General features: G+C 50.9%; 21 protein-coding genes. 9 read left to right on the forward strand and 12 right to left on the reverse strand.

All coding sequences use genetic code 11. The features are described 5' to 3' along the window. Window positions 1–155 precede the first annotated feature (155 nt). The 5 genes from petA to CHH28_RS08470 all read left to right on the forward strand — a co-directional run bounded on the left by petA (window position 156) and on the right by CHH28_RS08470 (window position 3890). Window positions 156–752: a ubiquinol-cytochrome c reductase iron-sulfur subunit gene (gene petA, locus CHH28_RS08450; protein ID WP_094059896.1), complete on the forward strand. Its 597-nt coding sequence runs from the start codon at window positions 156–158 to the stop codon at window positions 750–752. Next, on the forward strand, window positions 752–1984 hold the full coding sequence (locus CHH28_RS08455) for a cytochrome b (RefSeq protein ID WP_094059897.1): 1233 nt from the start codon (window positions 752–754) through the stop codon (window positions 1982–1984). Before petA ends, CHH28_RS08455 begins: the two co-directional genes overlap by 1 nt. Before the next feature lie 2 nt (window positions 1985–1986). Beyond that, window positions 1987–2742 (forward strand): cytochrome c1, encoded by a 756-nt coding sequence (locus CHH28_RS08460; protein ID WP_094059898.1) that lies wholly within the window; start codon window positions 1987–1989, stop codon window positions 2740–2742. 106 nt (window positions 2743–2848) lie between these two features. Continuing rightward, window positions 2849–3475, forward strand: a complete 627-nt coding sequence (gene sspA / locus CHH28_RS08465) for a stringent starvation protein SspA (RefSeq protein ID WP_094059899.1) — start codon at window positions 2849–2851, stop codon at window positions 3473–3475. A gap of 13 nt (window positions 3476–3488) precedes the next feature. Continuing rightward, window positions 3489–3890, forward strand: coding sequence for a ClpXP protease specificity-enhancing factor (locus CHH28_RS08470; RefSeq protein ID WP_094062019.1), 402 nt, complete (start codon window positions 3489–3491; stop codon window positions 3888–3890). Between the two features lie 26 nt (window positions 3891–3916). On the opposite strand, the gene CHH28_RS08475 is transcribed toward CHH28_RS08470, so the two are convergent. From CHH28_RS08475 to CHH28_RS08500, 6 genes are all read right to left on the reverse strand, one after another. After that, window positions 3917–5161, reverse strand: a complete 1245-nt coding sequence (locus tag CHH28_RS08475; protein WP_094059900.1) for an MFS transporter — start codon at window positions 5159–5161, stop codon at window positions 3917–3919. Window positions 5162–5224: 63 nt separating this feature from the next. Then, window positions 5225–6634, reverse strand: a complete 1410-nt coding sequence (locus tag CHH28_RS08480) for a class II fumarate hydratase (protein WP_094059901.1) — start codon at window positions 6632–6634, stop codon at window positions 5225–5227. 113 nt (window positions 6635–6747) lie between these two features. After that, complete coding sequence (locus CHH28_RS08485) at window positions 6748–7224, reverse strand: CreA family protein (protein ID WP_094059902.1); 477 nt, start codon at window positions 7222–7224, stop codon at window positions 6748–6750. Window positions 7225–7303: 79 nt separating this feature from the next. Next, the gene (locus tag CHH28_RS08490) at window positions 7304–8686 is read right to left on the reverse strand and encodes a serine hydrolase domain-containing protein (protein ID WP_233243800.1); all 1383 of its coding nucleotides are present in this window, start codon (window positions 8684–8686) and stop codon (window positions 7304–7306) included. Window positions 8687–8894: 208 nt separating this feature from the next. Then, window positions 8895–10052 carry an AAA family ATPase gene (locus tag CHH28_RS08495; RefSeq protein WP_094059903.1) on the reverse strand — a complete coding sequence of 386 codons (1158 nt, stop codon included), beginning with the start codon at window positions 10050–10052 and terminating at the stop codon, window positions 8895–8897. 557 nt (window positions 10053–10609) lie between these two features. Beyond that, window positions 10610–11494 carry an NmrA family NAD(P)-binding protein gene (locus tag CHH28_RS08500; RefSeq protein WP_094059904.1) on the reverse strand — a complete coding sequence of 295 codons (885 nt, stop codon included), beginning with the start codon at window positions 11492–11494 and terminating at the stop codon, window positions 10610–10612. Window positions 11495–11568: 74 nt separating this feature from the next. On the opposite strand from CHH28_RS08500, the gene CHH28_RS08505 reads away from it, so the two are divergent. Both CHH28_RS08505 and CHH28_RS08510 read left to right on the forward strand, forming a co-directional pair. Beyond that, a complete protein-coding gene (locus CHH28_RS08505; RefSeq protein ID WP_094059905.1) occupies window positions 11569–12504 on the forward strand; it encodes a LysR family transcriptional regulator in 936 nt (311 codons plus the stop codon). Window positions 12505–12816: 312 nt separating this feature from the next. After that, window positions 12817–13746 (forward strand): hypothetical protein, encoded by a 930-nt coding sequence (locus CHH28_RS08510; RefSeq protein ID WP_094059906.1) that lies wholly within the window; start codon window positions 12817–12819, stop codon window positions 13744–13746. A 199-nt stretch (window positions 13747–13945) separates the two neighbouring features. Here CHH28_RS08510 and CHH28_RS08515 read toward each other — a convergent pair whose 3' ends face one another. The 4 genes from CHH28_RS08515 to CHH28_RS08530 form a co-directional block, all read right to left on the reverse strand. Then, window positions 13946–14374 (reverse strand): N-acetyltransferase, encoded by a 429-nt coding sequence (locus tag CHH28_RS08515; protein ID WP_094059907.1) that lies wholly within the window; start codon window positions 14372–14374, stop codon window positions 13946–13948. 60 nt (window positions 14375–14434) lie between these two features. Beyond that, window positions 14435–15211 carry a sulfite exporter TauE/SafE family protein gene (locus tag CHH28_RS08520; protein WP_332881234.1) on the reverse strand — a complete coding sequence of 259 codons (777 nt, stop codon included), beginning with the start codon at window positions 15209–15211 and terminating at the stop codon, window positions 14435–14437. A 143-nt stretch (window positions 15212–15354) separates the two neighbouring features. Next, window positions 15355–16383: a methionine synthase gene (locus tag CHH28_RS08525; protein ID WP_094059908.1), complete on the reverse strand. Its 1029-nt coding sequence runs from the start codon at window positions 16381–16383 to the stop codon at window positions 15355–15357. A 123-nt stretch (window positions 16384–16506) separates the two neighbouring features. Then, window positions 16507–17481, reverse strand: coding sequence for a DUF1852 domain-containing protein (locus CHH28_RS08530; RefSeq protein ID WP_094059909.1), 975 nt, complete (start codon window positions 17479–17481; stop codon window positions 16507–16509). Window positions 17482–18050: 569 nt separating this feature from the next. Between CHH28_RS08530 and CHH28_RS08535 the strand changes: the two genes are divergently transcribed. After that, window positions 18051–18761 carry an NAD(P)H-flavin reductase gene (locus CHH28_RS08535; protein ID WP_233243801.1) on the forward strand — a complete coding sequence of 237 codons (711 nt, stop codon included), beginning with the start codon at window positions 18051–18053 and terminating at the stop codon, window positions 18759–18761. Between the two features lie 191 nt (window positions 18762–18952). Further along, the gene (locus CHH28_RS08540; RefSeq protein ID WP_157729841.1) at window positions 18953–19558 is read left to right on the forward strand and encodes a hypothetical protein; all 606 of its coding nucleotides are present in this window, start codon (window positions 18953–18955) and stop codon (window positions 19556–19558) included. Here the strand turns inward: CHH28_RS08540 and CHH28_RS08545 are convergent. Further along, complete coding sequence (locus tag CHH28_RS08545; protein WP_157729842.1) at window positions 19547–19864, reverse strand: hypothetical protein; 318 nt, start codon at window positions 19862–19864, stop codon at window positions 19547–19549. The genes CHH28_RS08540 and CHH28_RS08545 overlap by 12 nt on opposite strands. Window positions 19865–20263: 399 nt before the next feature. Beyond that, window positions 20264–21727 (reverse strand): Asp-tRNA(Asn)/Glu-tRNA(Gln) amidotransferase subunit GatB, encoded by a 1464-nt coding sequence (gatB, locus tag CHH28_RS08550; protein WP_094059913.1) that lies wholly within the window; start codon window positions 21725–21727, stop codon window positions 20264–20266. Between the last annotated feature and the right edge of the window lie 4 nt (window positions 21728–21731).

Raw genomic sequence — 21731 nt, forward strand, 5'->3', positions numbered from 1 at the left:
CCCTCCCAGACGGCTTTCTACCTTGTTTCAGCGGGGTATTTTAATTAGTATGTGCGCCGCTCTGTATGCTACGCTAAGCCTGTACAAAAATTGTACAAAACATCACCCCAGGCGCGCGGCTACATAAGAATTCTTGTTGATGGGAGAAGATGGTAATGAGTCAAGACGGCGTGAACCATGGTCGCCGCACCCTATTGGTAGGTGCGACCGCTGCTGTCGGTGCTGTCGGTGCTGGCTTCGTCGCTGTGCCCTTCGTCAAATCTTGGACTCCAAGTGAGAAGGCAAAAGCGGCAGGTGCTCCGGCAAAGGTCGATATCAGTAAACTTGAACCCGGAGCCATGCTCACCGCCGAGTGGCGTGGTAAGCCGGTGTATGTAGCCCGTCGTTCGGATGACGCATTGCAGACGTTGTCGACCCTGAGCGATCAATTGAAAGATCCGAGCAACGCCAACAAAGCGCAGCAACCGGACTACGCCGACAACGAAGGTCGCTCACGTCGTCCTGAAGTGATCGTGCTGTTGGGCGTGTGTACGCACCTGGGCTGTGCGCCTAAGTACTTTGCTGAGGTGAAGCCTGAGCCGTTCGACCCTGAGTGGAAAGGCGGTTGGTTCTGCCCATGCCACGGCTCTAAGTTTGACCTGGCTGGCCGCGTATTCGCAGGCTCTCCGGCGTCTGACAACTTAGAAGTGCCACCGCATTCTTATGAAAGCGACAACGTCGTCGTCATTGGTATTGACGAGGAGAACGCCTGATGAGCAAGCAGCAAAACACGCTGATGGGCTGGATTGACGATCGTCTGCCGGTCACTCAGACCTACGAAAAGCATATGTCCAAGTACTATGCTCCGAAGAACTTCAACTTCTGGTACTTCTTCGGCGTACTGTCGATGTTGATGCTGGTGAATCAGATCCTGTCGGGCATCTGGTTGACCATGAACTACGTCCCCAGTGCTGAAGGCGCGTTTGCCTCAGTTGAGTACATCATGCGTGATGTGCAGTGGGGCTGGCTGATTCGCTACATGCACTCCACCGGTGCGACCTTCTTCTTTATCGCGATTTACCTGCACATGATGCGGGCGCTGCTGTACGGATCGTACCAAAAGCCACGTGAGCTGATCTGGATCTTCGGTATGTTCCTGTACCTGGCGCTGATGGCCGAGGCCTTTATGGGCTACGTACTGCCATGGGGTCAGATGTCGTACTGGGGTGCTCAGGTAATTATTTCGCTGTTTGGTGTGATTCCTTTTGGTCTGGGTGAAGCCCTGACTGAGTGGATCCGTGGTGACTTCCTGATTTCTGGCGCCACACTGAACCGCTTCTTCGCTTTGCACGTCGTGGCGGTACCACTGGTGATTGTGATGCTGGTGGTATTGCACTTGCTGGCACTGCACGAAGTGGGTTCTAACAACCCAGATGGCGTTGATATTAAGAAGCTGGTGGACGACGAAGGCAAGCCGCTGGATGGCGTTCCTTTCCACCCGTACTACACCGTGCACGACATGGTCGGCATCGTGGTGTTCTTGTTCGTGTTCTGTGTGGTGCTGTTCTTCTTCCCTGAAGGCAACGGCTTCATGCTGGAATACGCCAACTTCGAGCCAGCTAACGGCCTGAAGACACCTGAGCACATTGCGCCGGTTTGGTACTTTGGTGCGTTCTACTCAATTCTGCGTGCCTTCCCAGATAAAGCGGCTGGTGTGATTGCGATGGGTGGTGCGATTGCCATTCTGTTCGTATTGCCATGGCTGGATCGCAGCCCGGTGCGCAGCTGGCGTTACAAAGGTTGGATCAGCAAGATCTCAATTGTTGTGTTTGCCATTGCGTTTGTGATTCTGACTTGGTTGGGTACTCAGCCAGCGACGGGTCCAAATACCTTGATGGCGCGTATTGGTACGGTGATTTACTTCGCGTTCTTCCTTCTCATGCCGGTTTACACCCGCATTGAGAAAACCAAGCCAGTTCCTGAGCGCGTCACCGGAGGCCACTAAGAATGAAGAAGTTATTTGCTTTAATTGCCGCCGTTGTGCCTGCTTTGGCCATGGCGGCGGGTAGCAACGTTCATCTGGATGAACACCGCACAGACCTGCACGACAAAGCGTCGTTGCAGCGTGGTGCGCAGACCTACTTGAACTACTGCATGGGCTGTCACTCGCTGGAGCATTCACGCTACAACCGTGTGGCGAAAGACCTGGATATTCCAGAAGATCTGATGATGGAAAATCTGGTGTTTGCCGATAAGAAAATCGGTGAGTTGATGACCAATGCCATGCGTCCACAAGATGGCAAAGAATGGTTCGGTGCCACACCGCCAGACTTGACGCTGGTGGCACGTGTGCGTCGTCCAGATTGGTTGTACACCTACCTGCGCAGCTTCTACGAAGATCCTAAGCGTCCTTGGGGCGTGAACAATGCCGTGTTTAAAGACGTCGGTATGCCGCACGTATTGGCCGACTTGCAAGGTCGTCAGCTGATGGGCACAGCGCATGTGGCTGTCGGTTATGACACCCTGACTGGTCAGGAAATCACCGAAGAACGTGACGGTGTTCTGTACTTGGCGGAAGAAGGACAGCTAAGTGCAGAAGAATATGACACACTGATCTTCGATCTGGTCAACTTCATGACGTATGTGGCCGAACCGATCGCGACTGAGCGTGAGCGTTTGGGCTTCTGGGTGTTGTTGTTCCTCGGTATCTTCTTTATTCCAGTATATTTACTGAACAAAGAATACTGGAAAGATATAAAATAGCACCGCTGGCCGGAGCCGTTTGAGCGGCTCCGACGCCGACGTGATCTTCATGCCCGGTGCGCTTTGCGTCCGGGCTGTCTTTGTTTTTGAAACAAGTGAGGAATTTATGGGGGTTGTAGCTAAACGCTCTTCCATGACGTTTTTTTCTGATCCAGCGGATCACTTCAGTCATCGTGTACGCATCGTGCTGGCTGAAAAAGGGGTGGCTGTCGAAATTCACGATACCGACCCAGACAACACACCTGAGGACCTGTCGAGCCTCAACCCATACAACTCACTGCCAACTCTGGTAGATCGTGACCTGGTGTTGTACGACTCCAACGTCATGATGGAATACCTGGATGAGCGCTTTCCACACCCGCCCTTGTTGCCGGTTTATCCCGTAGCCCGTGCGCAAAGCCGTTTGTGGATTAAGCGCATCGAGCAGGACTGGTGTGGTCTGATCGACACCATTTTGAAGGGCAAAGGCAAAGAGGTCGATGCGGCTCGTAAAGAGCTGACCGACAGCCTGGTGACTGTGGCACCTATCTTTGGCGAGCTGCCGTTCTTTATGAGCGAAGAATTCTCCATCGTCGATTGCTGTGTGGCCCCAATTTTATGGCGCTTGCCAGCACTGGGCATTGAACTGCCAGAAGCGCAGTGCAAAGCCATGCTGCAATACATGGAGCGCTTGTTTGAGCGCGAAGCCTTCCAGGCGAGCCTGTCAGAAGCAGAGCGCGAGATGCGCGACTGATATGGCGCAAAAGATGAGCCCAAGTCGTCCCTATTTAGTGAACGCTCTGAACGAGTGGATACTGGATAACGATTGTACTCCTTATGTGTTAGTGGACGCCGGACTGCCCGGTGTGCAGGTACCGCAAGACTATGTCACCAACGGCCAAATTGTGCTGAACATCAGCCCAACGGCGGTGCAAGGTCTGACCATTAACTCGGATGGACTGTCGTTTAGCGCCCGTTTTGGCGGTGTGCCCATGACCGTCTTTGTCCCTGTGGTGGCCATTTTAGCGATTTATGCGCGAGAAAATGGCCAGGGCATGGTGTTTGGTTCTGAAGCCGGTGCACCGGATCCGGATGATTCGACACCACCGCCGCAGGCACCTGAGCCAGAGCCCAGTGGCAGTCGGCCATCTTTGAAAGTGGTTAAATAAAAAACGCCCGCAAATGCGGGCGTTTTTTATGCCGTCTCGCTTACTTGTTGCGCATATTTGCGGGCGTAATAGTTTTCTGCTTGTTCATGGGGGAGCGACATAAACTCTTTGTAGTCTGGGATGGCGAGCATCACAAGCGACAGTACAAGTAGCAGAACGCCATAGCCATAAATAATATCGTTGCTGGAGGCAACCTGTAGCAGTGCACCGGTCAGACTTAACCCGATAAAACGGGTCGCAGCGCCTACGGTCATATCGAAAGAAGATAGTCGTGCGCGTAAATGATCGGGAAGTGCCAAGATACGGTGACTGTTGCCATTGATGCTAAATAAGCTGAAGCCAAAGCCTGCACTGAACAGGGAAAGATAAAATAGCCAGCTGTGGCTGACGCTGGCGCCTATAATCCCAGCCGATAACAGCAATAGCCCAACACTGCACAGGTAATACTTCGCCAGCCAACGACTCAACAGTTTGATGCCAAATGCTGCCGTGACCCAACCACCAGCGGCGACGGCGGATTGTGCAATACCATAAGCAAGAACATTGCCCTCATTTTCGCGCATTAAGTTTGGCAGTAATAGTAAGAAAAATGCCGTCACCATAATGTTCATCAGCGCCATGACCAGCAGCTGGTCGCGCTCCAGGCGCATGCGCCACTTCAGCTTCGCGCCCAGATAAATAGAGCGCCATACACTGGTGTGTGACTGGTTCGCTACCGAAGGAAGAGAGGCGTCTATTCTAGCGGAACGGTACAAGACAAATATCACCAGCTGCATACTGGCTATCATGATCAGGCTGGCTTGCACAGAAACGTAGGCCAGTGCACCGGCGGTTAATGGGGCCAACAGCTCGATGCTTTCTGTTATTAAATGACGGCGCCTGACTAGGTGAGAGACTTGCTCGCTGCTGGCAATATCACGTAATAGTGTGGTGAGCGCTAGGCTGCGAATGCTGCCTGCCATACCAAAGGCGCTGTAAAAAAGGCACCAAACGACCCAATGTTGAGTTTGGAAATGCATCAAACCCACCATGGCAAATAGACAGAGAGCACACAATAGCGCTGAAAAGGCGAGAAGGGCTGTTTTACTGTAGCGATCCAGCCAGTGGCCAGCGAATAGGCTGGTGAGCGCAGAGGTGAGCACCGCGCCGCTTAACACCCAAGAAGCTTGTAATACACCTAGAGTACTATTCAGCCACCAGATAAAACTGATGGCGATCATGCCAAGCGACAAGGCATTGAGGGCAATTGTCAGTAAATAGCGTCCGTGCATTGTTGTCCATCCGCAAAAAGCGGAGATTTTACTGGCATTGTGTGGGCTACTCTAGGTCAACGATTAAAGCCCGCCGTGGGTAAGTTTCTCGGGATTTAATAACTGCAGTAACTGATCGCGACTGAGATCGGTTTGCTCATCGGCGACATCGATAATGGGTCGGCCTTGTTGATAGGCTTGTTTGGCAATCGCCGCCGCCTGGTTATAGCCAATGATTGGGTTAAGCGCTGTCACCAAAATTGGGTTGCGGTCCAGCGCTTGCTGTAATTGGGATTCATTGACGCGAAAGTTGGCGATGGCTTTATCAGCCATTAACCGGCTGATATTACTCAGTAGCTGAATGCTGCTGAGTAGGTTGTCAGCGATTAGCGGCAGCATCACATTTAACTCAAAATTCCCCGACTGGCCGGCTACAGAAATGGCAGTGTCATTTCCGATCACCTGAGCGGCGACCATGGTGCAAGCTTCTGGAATAACCGGGTTTACCTTCCCCGGCATAATGGACGAGCCAGGCTGCAACGCTTCGAGCTCTATTTCTCCCAGGCCTGCCAATGGGCCTGAGTTCATCCAGCGCAGATCATTGGCGATTTTCATTAAACTCACGGCGGTGCTTTTTAGCAGGCCGGATAGACGTACAGCGGTGTCTTGGCTGGCGATATGGCTAAAGGCATTCGTGGCTGGGCGAAACTGCTCACCGGTTTGTGCATTTAATGCCTGGCAAAAGTGCCGTGCGAAGTCTGGGTGGGCATTGATGCCGGTACCAACGGCTGTGCCGCCTTGGGCCAGTTGCTGCAGCTGAGGTATTAACGCTTGTAGCGCTTCTATATTACCTTGAATTTGATCCGACCAAGCCGATAAAGATTGATCCATGCGTATGGGCATGGCGTCCATTAGATGGGTGCGGCCGGTTTTGATATGACCACTTACTTGTTGTGCTTTGTTATCAATGTTGAGTTGCAAGTGCTGCAGTGCTGGCAGCAGCTGTTGCTGTAATTCAACTAGGGCACTGATATGAATGGTGGAGGGGATAATGTCGTTGCTGCTTTGGCCATAGTTGACGTGATCATTGGCGCTGACGGTTTGCGCGTTGGCGCTAGCGGTTTGTTCGTTATCGCCGGCGCCGATTTGATTCGCGAGGGTAGCAAGTACTTCATTGGCATTCATATTGGTGCTGGTGCCTGAACCGGTTTGAAACACATCCACCGGAAAGTGCTGCATCAACTGCTCATCACTGAGCAGTTGATCGCAGGCTTGCATAATGGCGTCTGCTAAATCGTTAGGCAGTAAGTGCAGTTGCGCATTGGCGCTGGCAGCGGCCTTTTTGGCCTGCAGTAGAGCGCGGATAAATGCCACTGGCATAGGCCGGCCGCTGATGGGGAAGTTGTTAATGGCACGTTGAGTTTGTGCGCCGTACAGCGCATTGGCCGGTACCGCCAGCTCACCTAGGCTATCGCGTTCGATACGTTCAGTCATTGGGCTCTTCCTTACCTTTGCTGTGGCATTTATCGGGTTTCCAGTGTGGAAGAGTCCGCCTATCTGTTCTAATAGTTTTTGATAATCGCTATTATTTGGGCTGACGCATGAGATTAGCGTGTAATCGGCCGGAAGCCGTAGGCTTTTGTCCCCCACAATGGCACGGTCGACAGCGAATGTTTATGGCTGCCATTCACTTCTTTGGTGGAATAGGACAAGTACATCAATGTTTCCGACTGTGGGTCATAAATGCGCCGTACTTTGAGTGTTTTAAATAAAATACTTTTCGACTGCTTAAACACCACTTCGCCGGATTTCGACAAGTCGATCGACATCATCATGTCGGTGGTAATTTCTCCCGTTTGACGGCATGCAATGCTCATATCACTGGGATCGGCAAAGTCTAAGTCGGCTTCAACGCTGGCAATATGACAGGTAACACCGGTCACGACCGGATCTTGCAGCACCGAAATTTTTACGTCTTTGGTGGTAAACCAGCCGAGAGACACATCACCCACTTCGCGCTCGTTGCTGCACCCCATCAGTAAACTGCCGCTGATCGCAGCGAGGACTATCCAAGGTGTACGCATGTGTTTACTCCCATCATAAATATTTATTTAGCTGTTTATTTGAGCGTCTATGTCCACTAGCTGCAACCGTTATTGTCATTTACTCATTTGACTCAGCCGCGCGCTGCATTGATTGCTGCATCAGATACTCAGCAACGGCTTGGTAGGCGGGCAGTGAGGTCGGATCGTTGGCAGAGTTTTTCGCCGTTGGGTGCGAGGCAAAGCGCACAATCACCATGTTGGCGGTTGGATCAATATACAGAGTTTGACCGTGAACGCCACGCGCGGCATAGGCGCCATGAGCGTTATGCAACACCCACCACATGCTACGGTAACTGCCGCCAGGCAGACTTTTGTAGCCCGCTTGAGCGAAAGCATTTTTATCGCCGCCTTGGCGGATGCTGTCGATTACCGAAGCTTTGACCAATCTTTTTTGCTGTAACATACCATCGTTTAACAGCAGCAGCCCTAGTCGGCCCAAGTCACGCAAACCGGCGGATAAGCCACCACCGGCAAACGGCGTGCCTATGCCATCGACGGTCATATACGCATCTTGCTCCATGCCTAACGGGCGCCACAGTCGCTCGGATAATAGGCTGGCCACATCTTGTCCGCTGACGGTTGATATGATCCAGCCGAGAACGTCGGTATTGACGGTTTTGTAGGCGAAGACCTTGCCATGTTTACCGTCGGATTTAACGGTGGTGAGATAGTCGAAGTAGCCGTTTGGCCCGCGGTAGTCGCGCGCTTTGGGTAAGGGGCTGGCCGCTTTCGAGTATTGCCAAATGTCGGCATTGGGGTCGGCATAGTCCTCGCTGTAGTTGAGTGAGGTGGTCATGTCCATCACCTCACGCGCGCTGGCGTTGCCAAAGGCGCTGTCTTTTAATGCCGGAATAATACTGGCCACGCTCGCATCGGGGTCCAATAGTTGATCCGATACTAGCATTTCAGCCAACAGCCCGATGAGCGACTTGGTCATCGACATGGCAGCGTGTTTGCCTGTCTCATTTAAACAGCCTGAGTATTCTTCATAAACGACCTGGCCGTTGTGCAAAATTAAAATTCCATCGGTGTAGTTGTGTGCCAGAGAGTCATCCCAGCGCATTGGGCTGTTAGCTCCCGTTGGGGTAAAGGTCACGGCATCGATACCATCATCCAATGCGTAGCTGAGCGGTACGGGTGCGGTTAAGCCGCGGCTCACCTGTTTGGTCGGCATTAATTCGCGAATATGGCACACCGTCCAGCGCATTTTTGGAAAGCTAAAAAAATCGGACTCGGGTTGCTGAATACGTTTATCCACAGGTGGCGGAAAGCCCTGCATCCAACCCAAATGTCTGGGGTCGGATTGCTCCGCCGTCAGAGGTTGCTGGGCCCGAGGTTTATTGGTGTGAGTTTGACTGGTGTGGGTTTGATCAGCCAAGGCCTGTGCTGAGTGCATGACTAAACAACAAACGGCGATGCCGCCTAGGAACAGTGAACGCACGGACGCCCCTCCATGTGCAGTATGGGTATGTGCTCGAGCAGATTGTGCCCTACTGTAGCGCTAGCGGCTCAGATTTGGCAATTGCCGCTTGGTCTGATGGGGCAGGCGAATGCCGAGGCTGCAAGACATTTACCGTGGCAACCAAACAGACGCGCCTGTGTTCGAATTAACCTTGTTATGTGTACCCATAAAGGCCGAGAACATGGCGTTATGGCCAGTGCCAGCTCGGTGCATCCAGCAGTCCTTGGTCTTCAATGCCTGTCTGGCCTAACTCTTTGACCAGATGAATGGCATTGCACTGTGCTGAGTCGGATAATTCATTGATCATCAAACGCGCATGCGACACCACCCACACTTGAGTATTGGCCGCTGCGCGTTTGATCAGCCGCCCTAAGGCAGGTAATAAGTCCGGGTGCAGACTGGTCTCCGGCTCGTTTAATACCATCAATGTTGGTGGCCGTGGCGTCAGCAGAGCGGCGACCCACAACAAGTATCTGAGGGTTCCATCGGATAACTCGGCTGCGCTAAGCGGGCGTAATAATCCGTGCTGATAGAAACGCAATACGAAGCGTCCGTCCTCTTGTACATCGACTTGAATTTGAGCACCGGGAAAAGCGTCATCAATCGACTCGGCTAAGGCTTGTCGATCGCCAATTTCGATAATGGTTTGCAGCGCCGCCGCTAAATCATGGCCATCCTGACTTAATACCGGTGTGCGGGTGCCTAAATGTGGCTGTCGTGCTGGAGCGTTGGCATCGCTGCGGAAATGATCGTAAAAACGCCAGCTGCGAATGGTCTCGCGAATATGAAATATCTCCGGTGCCAGTTGCACATCGGCCACTTCGCTGAGCATGCTATCAAAGGTATTTAAATGTTGGGCGATGACTTGCCAGCGCCGCCCCTCTTTGACTTTCACCACCGGCCCTTTGCGCTCGACCAATACGCTGGCAGGTCGATAACTGGGGCCTGCCCAGATGCATTCGCGTTTGATTTCCGGGTCCAGTGCAAAGGCGGAATTTGATGGTGTTGGCAGCCCTAGGTCAATGCAATAGCCAAAATCTTCCGCGGCAAAGCCCATACGCAGGCGGTACGCTTGCTGGCGCGGGCCACCTTGTACTTCTACCTCTCCGCTTAGCATGCGCGCCGATAATTTTTCAGGCCCAGCCCAAAACGCCGATTCCAGTCCACCTTCACGAGCCAGAGCATTGACAACACCGCCCTGTGCCGTTTCTGCCAGCAAGCGCAGTGACTTATACAAATTGGATTTACCGCTGCCATTTAATCCGGTAACCAAGTTCAATGGCTCCAGTGGCATGATCAGATTAATCAATGAACGGTAGTTGGCAATGGCAATGGTGCTTAGCATGGACAGTGTAACTCTACGGAAAACGGTAACTAACAACCACCGAGCCTGCTGGCTATTTGCCGATTAGCGCAGATATTTCTGCTCATAGCTTAGGCTCAGGGGCAGCAGTATGTATGAATTAGTTTTGTGAGCCAACTGTGACCCCGCTGGAATGAAAGAGGGTTGCGAAAATCGGTATTAATCGGCCTGTGATGCGGCGGCAGGGCGTGGATGGTTAAAAACCGAGACCCATTTAATCATCACAGTGTTTGGTTAGGCGTGCAGCAGAACCAATGCGTTGCCGCCATACATAACATTGATCGATAGCACGCACGAACAGCACCAAGAGCGCTGCGACGCTCTTGGTGCGTGCTGGGTCTATGACGGCTCTGGGGCCTGCTGATACTATTTCGATCACGCCGTTCAGCCATATGCCGAAGGGGGAGGGGCGTCCGTTTTTCCCTGTTCGTTGTTTATTTAACCGGTCAAACGACGCTACTCAGGCCTTATTTAAGAAAAAACGGATTCCCAGCAGCAAAGAGCTAATCGTGTTTACAGGCCTTAGTATCTGAGTAGCCTCAAGCCAACAGTGTACTCACCATACTGGCCAGTGTAATTTCTCCTGAGCGTCGCTCATGGCTGGCATTGTCTGCAAAAGCGATATGACCCGAGTTTAGACCGCGCGTCATTTCACAAAAGCCGTCGATTGCAGCAGCAGAAAATCCCTGGCCAGCCATCGCCGCACTCCAGTCAGACTCTGCAATAGCGGCCGCCGGCAGCGCTTGATCCAGTGTGTGGCTCAGGCTGCTCGCAAGGTCCTGCGGTGAATACGGTTCTGGACCCTGTAAATCAAGAATACGAACGCCTTGCCAGTGTTCGCACATGGCGTCGGCTGCCAGTGCGCCAATGTCGGCGGTCGCAATCATTGGGATGCGCCGCTCAATGGGTGCTAAAAAACTGGGTAGCTGACCTTGTTGCTGCGCCAGTTGCACCAATGGTGCCCAATTCTCCATAAAGTACGCGGCACGCAAGAATGTGACATCGATGCCGGTGGCAGCGAGCGTTTTTTCCAGCCTATGGTTCATGAAAATCCAGCCGGTGTTTTCTGGCTGCTCGGCGCCAATAGACGACAATGCCACCACCTTCTGCACCTGAGCGGTTAATAGCGCGTTGGCAATGTCGTCTGCCATGGTTTGCGCCTGAGCAAACAAGTGCTCGGAGTCGTATTGTGGCGGGCTGACGATGTAGACCGCGCTGGCGCCGGCAAACGCTTGGCACAGTGCCGCTGGATCGGCGTAGTCTGCAACAGCCACTTCTGCCCCCAACTGCTGCCATTCCTGTTGTTGCTGCGCTGTTCGCAATACCACCCGTACGCGTTTGCCTTTGTTTAATAGGGCATTGGCCGTGGCCATGCCTGTGCGTCCAGTGGCGCCGGTGACGACGTATAACTCGCTGTGATTCATGCGTTTTCTCCAATGAATGATGCTTTGATTCGACGCAGGAGATGCTATAGGCTCGATCTACATATTTGAAATGCATGAAGTTAGTTTTGATTATGCAAAAAATGGATATTGGTTCGGTGGATCTGAACCTGCTGAAGTTGTTTGATGCGCTGTTGAAAGAAGGCAGTGTGACAGCGGCTGCGGCGCGGATTGGACTGAGTCAGCCTGCTGCCAGTCGCGGTTTGGGGCGCTTACGCCGGTTATTGAATGATCGTATCTTGGTACGCACGGCCAATGGCTGGGAGCTAACACCCAGGGCGCTGTCATTATCGGCTAACGTTGCCAAGCTATTGGATGACGTCAGTGCCATCATTGCGCCAACGGAATTTGCGCCGCAACAGGTAACCGGCAAGTTCACCATTGCCAGTGCGGATCATTTGGCGCAGCTATTTATGCCAGATTTAATCGCCAAATTAGCGCAGTTAGCACCAGGGTTAGATATTACGATTACCACGGCTGCGGGCGACAATGTGGATCTTGTCTCTCAGGGCGGCGCCGACCTGGCCATTGGTTCCTATCAGCAACTGCCCGCACGTTTTTATTGCAAACAGCTGTATGAAGACGATTTTGTCTGTGTGGTGCGTCGTGATCACGCCATTTCACAGAAACCATTGACGTTAGAAGACTATGTCGCGTGGCCGCATATTAGTGTCAGTATTACCGGCCATGGCAGCAGTGCCGTGGATGAGGTGCTGAAGCAGCACAATAAACGCCGCCGTGTGGCGGTAAAAACACCTTATTTTTTACTCGCGCCCAGTATTGTGGCAAATACGGACCTAATTCTCACCACACCTCGCCGCCTTGCTGAACATATGATGCGTTCAGAGACGCTGGCGCTACAGGAGTTACCCTTAACCATACCCAGTATCGCGCCGTCCATGATCTGGCATGAACGCCTGCATTACGATCCTGCGCATATCTGGCTTAGGCAGCAGGTCATGGAGCTGGCTGTGACGTTGACAGCACCTTAGCTTGTTCATATTTTTAACGTGGCTTTTTTACTTCTCTCTGTATTTCTTATCGTGGCTTTTTAGTGGCTCTCTGCCTAATCGATTTTGATGGCCTTGTGGCGCTGAGGTTAACTCACAGAAATATAAAAGACTGAGCCAGATTTAAACTGACTAAGAAATGATCGGATGATGTATTTTTAATCAACTTGATTTTATTGAATGGGTTTTAGTCTTATCTACTCATTTGTCATTAAGTTGGTTTTGACTGTTTACACAGTTACTGGCGAGCACTAGGATCGGCGCTGAAAATACACCCATAGATAGAGATTCGCGATGAACGCAAAGCTGTTACTTACCCTGCCTTTCATATCCTGTGCTGCCACAGCCAATACCAATCCGAACCTGGAAATTTACAGTCAGAAAGTCAGTCAAACGATTTATAAAGGCCAGCGAGTCAACATACCGGTCAACCTGACGTTACCAGCAGATCGCCGTCATCTGGCGACCTTGGGGTTCGATAGTAACCAGCTGCGCTCGATGGACTGCAAAGTAAAGATTTACGATGGTGCCAACAGCTTAAAGCATAACCTGGATTGCCGTGCCGCTCATGGGCTACATACCTTCGCCACCCCGGTGGACTATTGGCAAGACAACTACCGGGCGGTGGTGTCTTTGTACAACGCAGATTTCTCAACCTCTTATCAACGCTTTGAAGGTAACTTTCGTTTTAATTTTGGCGAAAGCACACGCATTGACAATGACCACCTACCGACTTGGTGGAAAAAAACCTACGACGTGGTCGGTTTGGATGCCAACGGCGATTACGACGGCGATGGTTTTAGTTTGATCCAAGAGTATTACGGCAACAGCATGCCCAACGATGCTGATAGTCACCCGGACTTCCCGCCGGTGATTGATTTTGATGAAACGCACTCGGCGGGGGCGTCGCTGACAGTATCGTTTGGTCAACAGATTAGCCAGTGGGCCGAGATAACACCGACGTACAATAAAAAGGTGAAATCACTCGAGCTGATGGTTGAGAATACTCAGAATGGCAGAAACCAATCGGTGGTTGCATTTGTTCACGATCAAGACAATAACCGTGTTTACTCAAGCTATTTGAAATGGCCGGGCAAGCTGTCAGTGGCTTTGGATGAGCCAGTGGAAGTTGAAAAGCTTCGTATTCAGTTCACCGCACGGCAGTACTCGTCCAACGTTCGGCCGACCTACAAGATCAAACTTAATGCAACCTTTACCGAATAATTGAATAGCCCATGGGCGCCTCTGGCGCCCTAAAAACATAACTTTTCGCTCGTTCAATCACGCACAACGCTGGCGAAGAGCCTTGCAGCAAAGTGCTCTGAGTATTTGAGCCTGCCAGGTTGTACTACGAGTGAAAAAACTTTAGAGAGGATATACATGAAAGTACCCAGGCAGCTAAAAGAACCGGTGTGGACTTAGGTTAGCCTCGGATCAGCTTCATGGAATATTCACTTTGGCCAGTGTTGGGGTCTGTTTGTTCGCTGGTTATTTCAAAACCATGTTTGAGATAGAAAGCAACGCTGTCATTGTTTCTTTTGTACACAGACAGCGTTAGCAACTCTCTTTGACGTTTGGCATGCTCGATAAGCTGACTGCCAATACCACATCCCTGATGTTCTGGAGCAACAAACAGAGCGGCCAGACAATCATCATACAAAGCATAAAACCCAACAACGTTTGAATCCTGTTCGTACACATAGTTCTCTGAGGCAGGCAGATAAACATTCCTCATATTGTCCCGCTGCGACTGCCAGTACGATGCCTCAACAAAGTCGTGTGCTTGTATGGAAGCGTTGAGCCAGATATCAAGCATGATATCCATGTCGTGTGCCGTACTTTTTCTTATCATTAGAACATCTCAATATCGCTGGATGACGTATTGTACCGCTTTGGTGGAGCTGTCAGGTGACTACATGAAGACTTGCATCAGCATGCGCAGGCCAGTGATCAACAATACTATGGCAAATACCTGTTTAAGTTTGGCGGCATTCAGCTTGGCTGCGAGGGAGGCTCCTAAGGGTGCACACAATACGGTCAGCGGCACAATACAGGCAAAGCCGGCTAGATTGATAAGGCCGAACGTCGCAGCGGGGGCATCTGCAGGTGTTTCGCCTAACAACAGCATGGTCAATGCCCCAGGTAGAGAAATAATCAGACCGATAGCAGCTGCTGTACCGACCGCTTTATGCGCTGGATAATTGCATAGGGTCAACAGTGGTACTGACAGAGTGCCACCGCCAATCCCGACCATTGAGCTAAAGAAACCGATGAATGCTCCCATGCTGGTTTGGCCCGCTTTTCCTGGCAGCGATGCAAACAGCGCCGATTTACCACTGCGAAATAACATGTTCAACGCAGACAGTGTGGCAATGACCCCAAACAGAACGGTTAACCAAGTGCCGTCGACACGTGTGACCTGCCAGCTACCCAGCAGTACACCGATCAAAATAAATATGGCCCAATGCTTGAGCAAATCGACATCGACGTTGCCTTGTCGGTGGTGTGAGCGAATGGAGCTGATGGACGTCGGGACAATGGTGGCCAGTGACGTTGCGGTAGCAATCAGCATGGCAGATTCGGCTGACACACCAAAGCTTTGAAATAAGAAAAACAGCACCGGCACAATAACGATACCGCCACCTACGCCCAGTAAGCCAGCCAGAATGCCTGCAAAGACGCCAGTCACTATAAGGGCCAGTAGAGTGGGGAAATTAGTCAATAAAAAATCGATCATATCTGTGCTAAAAGCCATTGTGGAGATAAGAAACCAAGTAGGAGATCCTACGGACCTCACGGGTTCTCTGAATAGTGTTTTCGTGAAGTAATTACTTAACCAACTAACTCTTTTCGAATGATGTCTGCACCGGCATGCAAAGCGCTGAGTTTGGCTCTGGCTACTTCTCGGGGTAAAGGAGCCATACCGCAATTGGTACAGGGATAAAGCTTATCGGCATCAACGTATTGAAGAGCGGATCTGAGGGTATCCGCCACTTGCTCTGGCGTTTCAATATTCTCGCTGGCCACGTCGATGGCACCAACCATTACTTTCTTTCCACGAATTAGCTCTAATAACTCGATGGGGACACGCGAGTTATGGCATTCAAGGGAAATGATGTCGATGTTCGACTGCTGCAGTTTCGGGAAGATGGCTTCGTATTGTCGCCACTCTGAGCCGAGTGTTTTTTTCCAGTCGGTATTGGCTTGAATGCCGTAACCGTAGCAGATATGCACTACGGTTTCACAACTTAAGCCTTCGATGGCCTTCTCTAAGCAGGCTATCCCCCAATCACTGACCTCATCAAAAAAGACGTTAAAGGCGGGCTCATCAAATTGAATGATGTCCACCCCTACTGCTTGCAGCTCTTTTGCTTCTTGGTTCAGTATTTTGGCAAACTCCCAGGCCAGTTTCTCGCGACTGTTGTAGTGTGCGTCGTATAGGGTGTCGACCATGGTCATAGGACCTGGCAGCGCCCATTTAATCGGCTGATCGGTTTGCTGGCGCAAGAACCGAGCGTCTTCAACAAATACAGACTTTGGGCGACTGACCGGTCCTGTAACTGTGGGAACGCTGGCATCGTAGCGATCTCGAATTTTCACTGTTTCACGCAGGTTAAAGTCAACTCCCTGTAGATGCTCTATAAAGGTGGTCACAAAGTGCTGGCGAGTTTGTTCACCGTCACTGACGATATCAATACCGCAAGACTGCTGCTCCTGCAATGCGATGCGCAATGCATCTTGCTTGCCGCTAGTCAAAGCGTCACCTTCGAGCTTCCAGGGAGACCACAGCTTTTCGGGCTCTGCTAGCCAGTTAGGTTTTGGCAGGCTACCGGCGGTAGAGGTAGGCAGTAGTTTTTTCATTGTCTGTATCGAAACCTGTATATGTCTAAAAATGTAACTAGGAAAGCTATGTTCAAATATTGATCTGGCTATGGCGTTTTTGCGGAAAATACACCCAGAATGATCTCTGACTTAGCAAAGTATTTACGCCCAGTTGGCAGACCACTCTTTTAAAATTCTTTGGTAAGGTTTAATAAAATGCTCTTCAGCAAATTTACCTTGTTTTATTGCCAGTTGACTGCGCTCTTCACGATCATAGGTGATCTGAGTGAGAGAATGATCCGGGTGCGTTAAATCGGGCTGGTAATGATCGCCAGCAACGGAATTGGCATTGTAAATTTCAGGTCGATAGATTCTCTGGAAGGTTTCCATGGTGCTGATGGTGCCGATCAGCTCCAGGTTGGTGTAGTCACTGAGCAAATCGCCAAAGAAGTAGAAGGCCAAAGGCGCAACACTGTTGGGCGGCATGAAGTAACGTACATTTAAGCCCATGCGTTTAAAGTACTGTTCGGTTAACGAAGACTCATTGGGCAGATATTCAACGCCCAGTACTGGGTGTTGATTTGCGCTGCGTTGGTAAATCTTGTTATCCGATACGCTCAAGCAAATAACGGGTGGCTTGTTAAAGTGCTGTTTGTAGGTGTCGGAATGAATAAAGTCCTGAAATAACTTGCCGTGTAGATCACCAAACTGCTCTGGCACACTGAAGCCGGCACGATTTTGATTGTATTCTCGCAGCAGTACACTGAAGTCATAATCGCGCACATAGGACGACAGATTGTTACCAACGATTCCTGCTAGACGTTTACCCGCAACTCGGTCGAGGATGTGGGTTTGTAGAATCTCAATTGATGGAAAATGATCGCCTCGACCTTCAACGTCGATGTCGACGGAAACAATATCGAGCTCAATCTGGTAACGTTCACCATTGGGGTTGTCCCAATGAGCCAGCGCATTTAACCGGCTATCAATCATGCGCAGTGCCTTGCGCAAATTTTCTTGGCGGTGCTCACCTCTGGCCAGATTGGCAAAATTAGTGGTGATCCGAGTGCTGTCCGATGGCTGATAGTTTTCGTCGAAACGAATGCGCTTTATGTGATAGTGAAATTGTTTGCTCATAATGGTCTGCCATCCCGCAAGCTGAAAAAAGGTCTACATTGGTGGTGCTCTTGATCAGCGCTGTGACGGCTAGGCGCAAGGCCATAGCTGGATGATCGTGTGAGCGATGATTAAATCTTATCGCCACATTCTGATGAAAAGAATTGATATTATCTCATGCTCTCATTAGCTGGTTTCATACAAAGACTTCAATGTATGGCGTTCATGAGGTGATTGCTTGACGTGCATGACGGAATGCACGGATGCCACAGGCTCAGTAGGCAAGGCTAATTCACTGTGAATGGATGCTATTAACCTGCAGCTATTGCAAGCGACATCACCGAAGCATCTATGTTCGATAGCCAAGCTCTACGCTCAACCTTGCAGGCAAGACACCGAGGGGACTACAGCCATGCCATAGTATGAGCACAGCTAATGGTTACGTGAGCAGATACCATTTTAATTCCTGCAAGTAAGCTCCTACTCTGTTTGAAACTGTAGCGCTGGTCGCTGATATGGGGAGGTCGATTGTGGGTAATGAAACATCAATAGCGCTGACATGCTCTGTGGTGGCTGTTACAGATCTTAGCGTGAATACCGTACAGGTGAGCCTACAAGCAGCCGACGACGTCGCGGTGAGTTATCTGGCAGGGCAGTATTTGAAACTGGAGTTGCCGCTCGATGGCGATGGGGCCGTGACGCCGCTTTTTTATTCCATTGCAAATCGTCCAAACCCGATGAACCCTGGCAGTTTGGAAATCTTTATTTACAACGGCAGCGAACTAGCCAGTCGGATTATCCAGTATCTGCGACAACTGACTGGCAGTCACGAGCAGGTCACTGTCACCTTGCCGATGGGCAAAGCGTATTTGCAAACAGATCTGGAGAAATCGCATCTGTTGGTGGCTGCCGGTTCGGGGATTGCGAAAATTCGTTGTATTGCCGCTGAGATCGTTGCTCGAAGTAGCAACGCACAGGTCGATATCTATTGGTCGAATCGACTGGCAGAAGACTTCTATCTGCTTGATGAATTTCGGCAGTTAGCAGAGCAGTATCCAAACCTGAGCTTCACCCCAATTCTCGAATCCGTAGCCAGCGGTTGGGCTGGGCGCACCGGTTATATTTACCGAGTCATAGAGCAGGATTTCGATAGCCTTCATAGCACTCGAACTTATCTGTGTGGTTCACCCAATATGGTATACGGCACTATTGATCAGCTGAGTATGCTGGGGTTGAGCGAAGATAGCTGCTATTCGGATGTGTTTGAGTATGCGCCCAGACAGCAAAGTGTTGCGGTATGAAGCCATGGGGAGTGCACCGTGAACTTTAGGCAACAAGAACAGTATGAAAGACCGTTTTTAAGACTCATGCCGATATCAAATCAGTAACAAGCCGATAGTAGGTATTCGCACTCACAGGCGTGATCACGGAAAAGTTCAGCGATTATTGCGCCCATGGTAAGCTGCCGAAAAGCTTAATTTGTGGGACTTATATGAAGACTCAGCTATCAAGGATGTTACCGCAGCTGGTTTTACTGGTGATCAGTCGCTATCTGTTTGCGGCTTTTATGGCTTTTCCTGCCATATTATGGGGAATGTTATTCATAATGGCGCTGGCCTTTTACTCTGAACAGACGTTGCTGGCCTGCTTTCGATGGTTGGCGGATCACAGCTTTGGTTTAATGGACTCGTTTAAAGACGGCGGCAATATCACTCTTTCGCCGCAAAGTGCTCGTGACATACCCTTGACTCGCATCCTGACCTACTTGATGTTTGTTTTGGGCCTGTTTTTCTACTTCATTGATGTACTGGGACGTTGGTGGTTTCGAGATGCTTGGAAAATCACCTTAGCGTTTAAGCTGATTATGGTGTTTGCTGTTGCGGGCCTGCTGGCGCTGTTTTTGATCAGCACCTACTGGTTCCATAAACCTGATGGTATCAATGCTTCGATGACAGCAGCAGAGTTTCCGCTGATGGTGACTGTTTGTGTGACCTTCTGCGGCATGGCCGGAGGCCTCACTGCTGGCTATGTTGCGCTTATGCATGTGATCGGGCTGGCATTCGACCACATCTCACAGCACTTACACTCAGGTCGATAGGTGAGGCTTGGGTAACTGCAGCAGCGCTGTTGATAGCTGTTTCATTCTTTCAGCCACTGTTAGGTCACCAGCAATTCTAATGACTGGGCAGCTGCGCTCTGAGAGCCACTGCTGATGTTTTGCTAGGCTTCTGCCTTCGCTTGGGCCGGTATCGTACTCAGAGGCCCACCGTAAAAAAGCTGGATCAGCAGCGCGGCCATATTGCTGCTGCTCCCGCTGTTCTAGGCGTTCTATACGAATGTTGGCATCCAGGTATAAAAATACGATCAGATCAAAGCTGTCTTCTAACGCACGGCCCCAGTTCATGACCGACCCTGACTTAGCGGCATGCTCACCGCTCTGAAGTTTGTCGATCATCATGGCTAAGCGTTCGTCATGTCCCTGCGCTGCTGAAAAGGCGGATTACTGGGCAACCAAAAAAATCATCGGCATCGAGAAACATCCAGTTTTGCTCGCTGGCGAAGATGTTACCGAGAGTTGAGGTGCCAGAGCCTGCTGCGCCGGTGATTAAAATGCGCATAGTTTTGTTTTCAGCTTATTAGAGTGAAGTGCTGCGAGAAAAGAGCAAAAGCACAGGGGCTAAAGAGGGTGGGGCTAAAAAGGGTGGTGCTAAAAGGAGTGGGGCTTACAGTAAGGGGGCAGCAGGAAGAGTCTGGCTGTAATACCATCAACAAATAAACGGGGCTCACTGAGCCCCGAATCGAATTAACCCAGCTCGCTGAGTTTTTTCTTCAGTACATCCATCACTACCTGCGGGTTGACCCCTTTGGCGGCTTTGCGCGTCAGGCCAATAAATGGGCCGATGGCTTTGGCGCGTTTATCTTCCGGTGTATTCAGATAACCTTCAACCAGCTTAGGATTGTCTGCCAATACCTGTGCCACAATGCCTTCGATCGCGCCGGTATCAGATACCTGCTTTAATCCCAGGCTATCTACTAAAGCATCAACGCCACCGACTGTGTCATCGCCTTTACCTTCCAGCAATGCGTTAAAGACTTCTTTGGCACCGCCATTGTTCAGGGTGTTGTCTTTAATCAGCTGTAAAATGCGGCCCAGCTGTTCAGCGCTGACGGACAATTGTGCAATGCCCATTTCCAGTCGGTTTAATGCGGCAGATACATCGCCCTGTACCCAGTTGGCGGCCAGTTTGTAATCGTTAGCAGCGTGCGCGACGGTTTCAAAGTACTCGGCCAAGCTGCGGTCCGAGGCCAGTACTGCAGCATCGACGGTGCTTAAGCCATGATCCTTAACAAAGCGCGCACGTTTAGCGTCCGGCAGCTCTGGCAAGGTGTCACGCACAGCTTCGATGTAGTTGTCATCGATAATCACTGGCAATAAATCCGGGCACGGGAAATAGCGGTAGTCATTGGCCACTTCTTTTGAGCGCATACCACGGGTTTCATTTTTATCCGCGTCGTACAGGCGGGTTTCCTGAGTGATGCTGCCGCCGTCTTCCAATATGTCCATTTGACGGGCGATTTCCGTTTCAATAGCACGCTCAACGTTGCGGAACGAGTTGACGTTTTTAATTTCGGTACGAGTACCGAATTCTTCTTGGCCTTTCGGGCGCAAGGAGACGTTGCAGTCGCAGCGCATGGAACCCTGAGACAGATCGCCGTCACAAATACCCAGGTAGGTTACGATGCTGTGCATTTTGCGGAAATACGCGGCGGCTTCTTTGGCGCTGCGCATTTCTGGCTCGGAGACGATTTCAATTAATGGGGTGCCGGCACGGTTTAAGTCGATGCCTGACATCTTATCAAAGCCTTCGTGCACTGATTTACCGGCGTCTTCTTCCAAGTGCGCACGAGTGACGTTAATGCGCTTAGTGGTGCCGTCGTCCAGCTCAATATCGATATGACCAATGCCGACAATCGGGTGGTGCAGTTGGGTGGTTTGATAGCCTTTTGGCAGATCTGGATAAAAATAGTTTTTACGATCAAATACTGACTTTTTGCCAATTTCGGCATCGATAGCCAAGCCAAATTTGACCGCCATGCGCAGCGCTTCTTCGTTGAATACCGGCAAAACGCCGGGTAGGCCTAAGTCAACGGCACAGGCTTGAGTATTGGCGTCAGCACCATAAGCGGTTGAGGCGCCAGAAAAGATTTTTGATTGGGTGGCCAGCTGAGCGTGAATCTCCAGGCCAATTACCACTTCCCATTCCATGTTG

Origin of the sequence: Bacterioplanes sanyensis (assembly GCF_002237535.1) — a bacterium.
Lineage (GTDB): Bacteria > Pseudomonadota > Gammaproteobacteria > Pseudomonadales > Oceanobacteraceae > Bacterioplanes > Bacterioplanes sanyensis_A.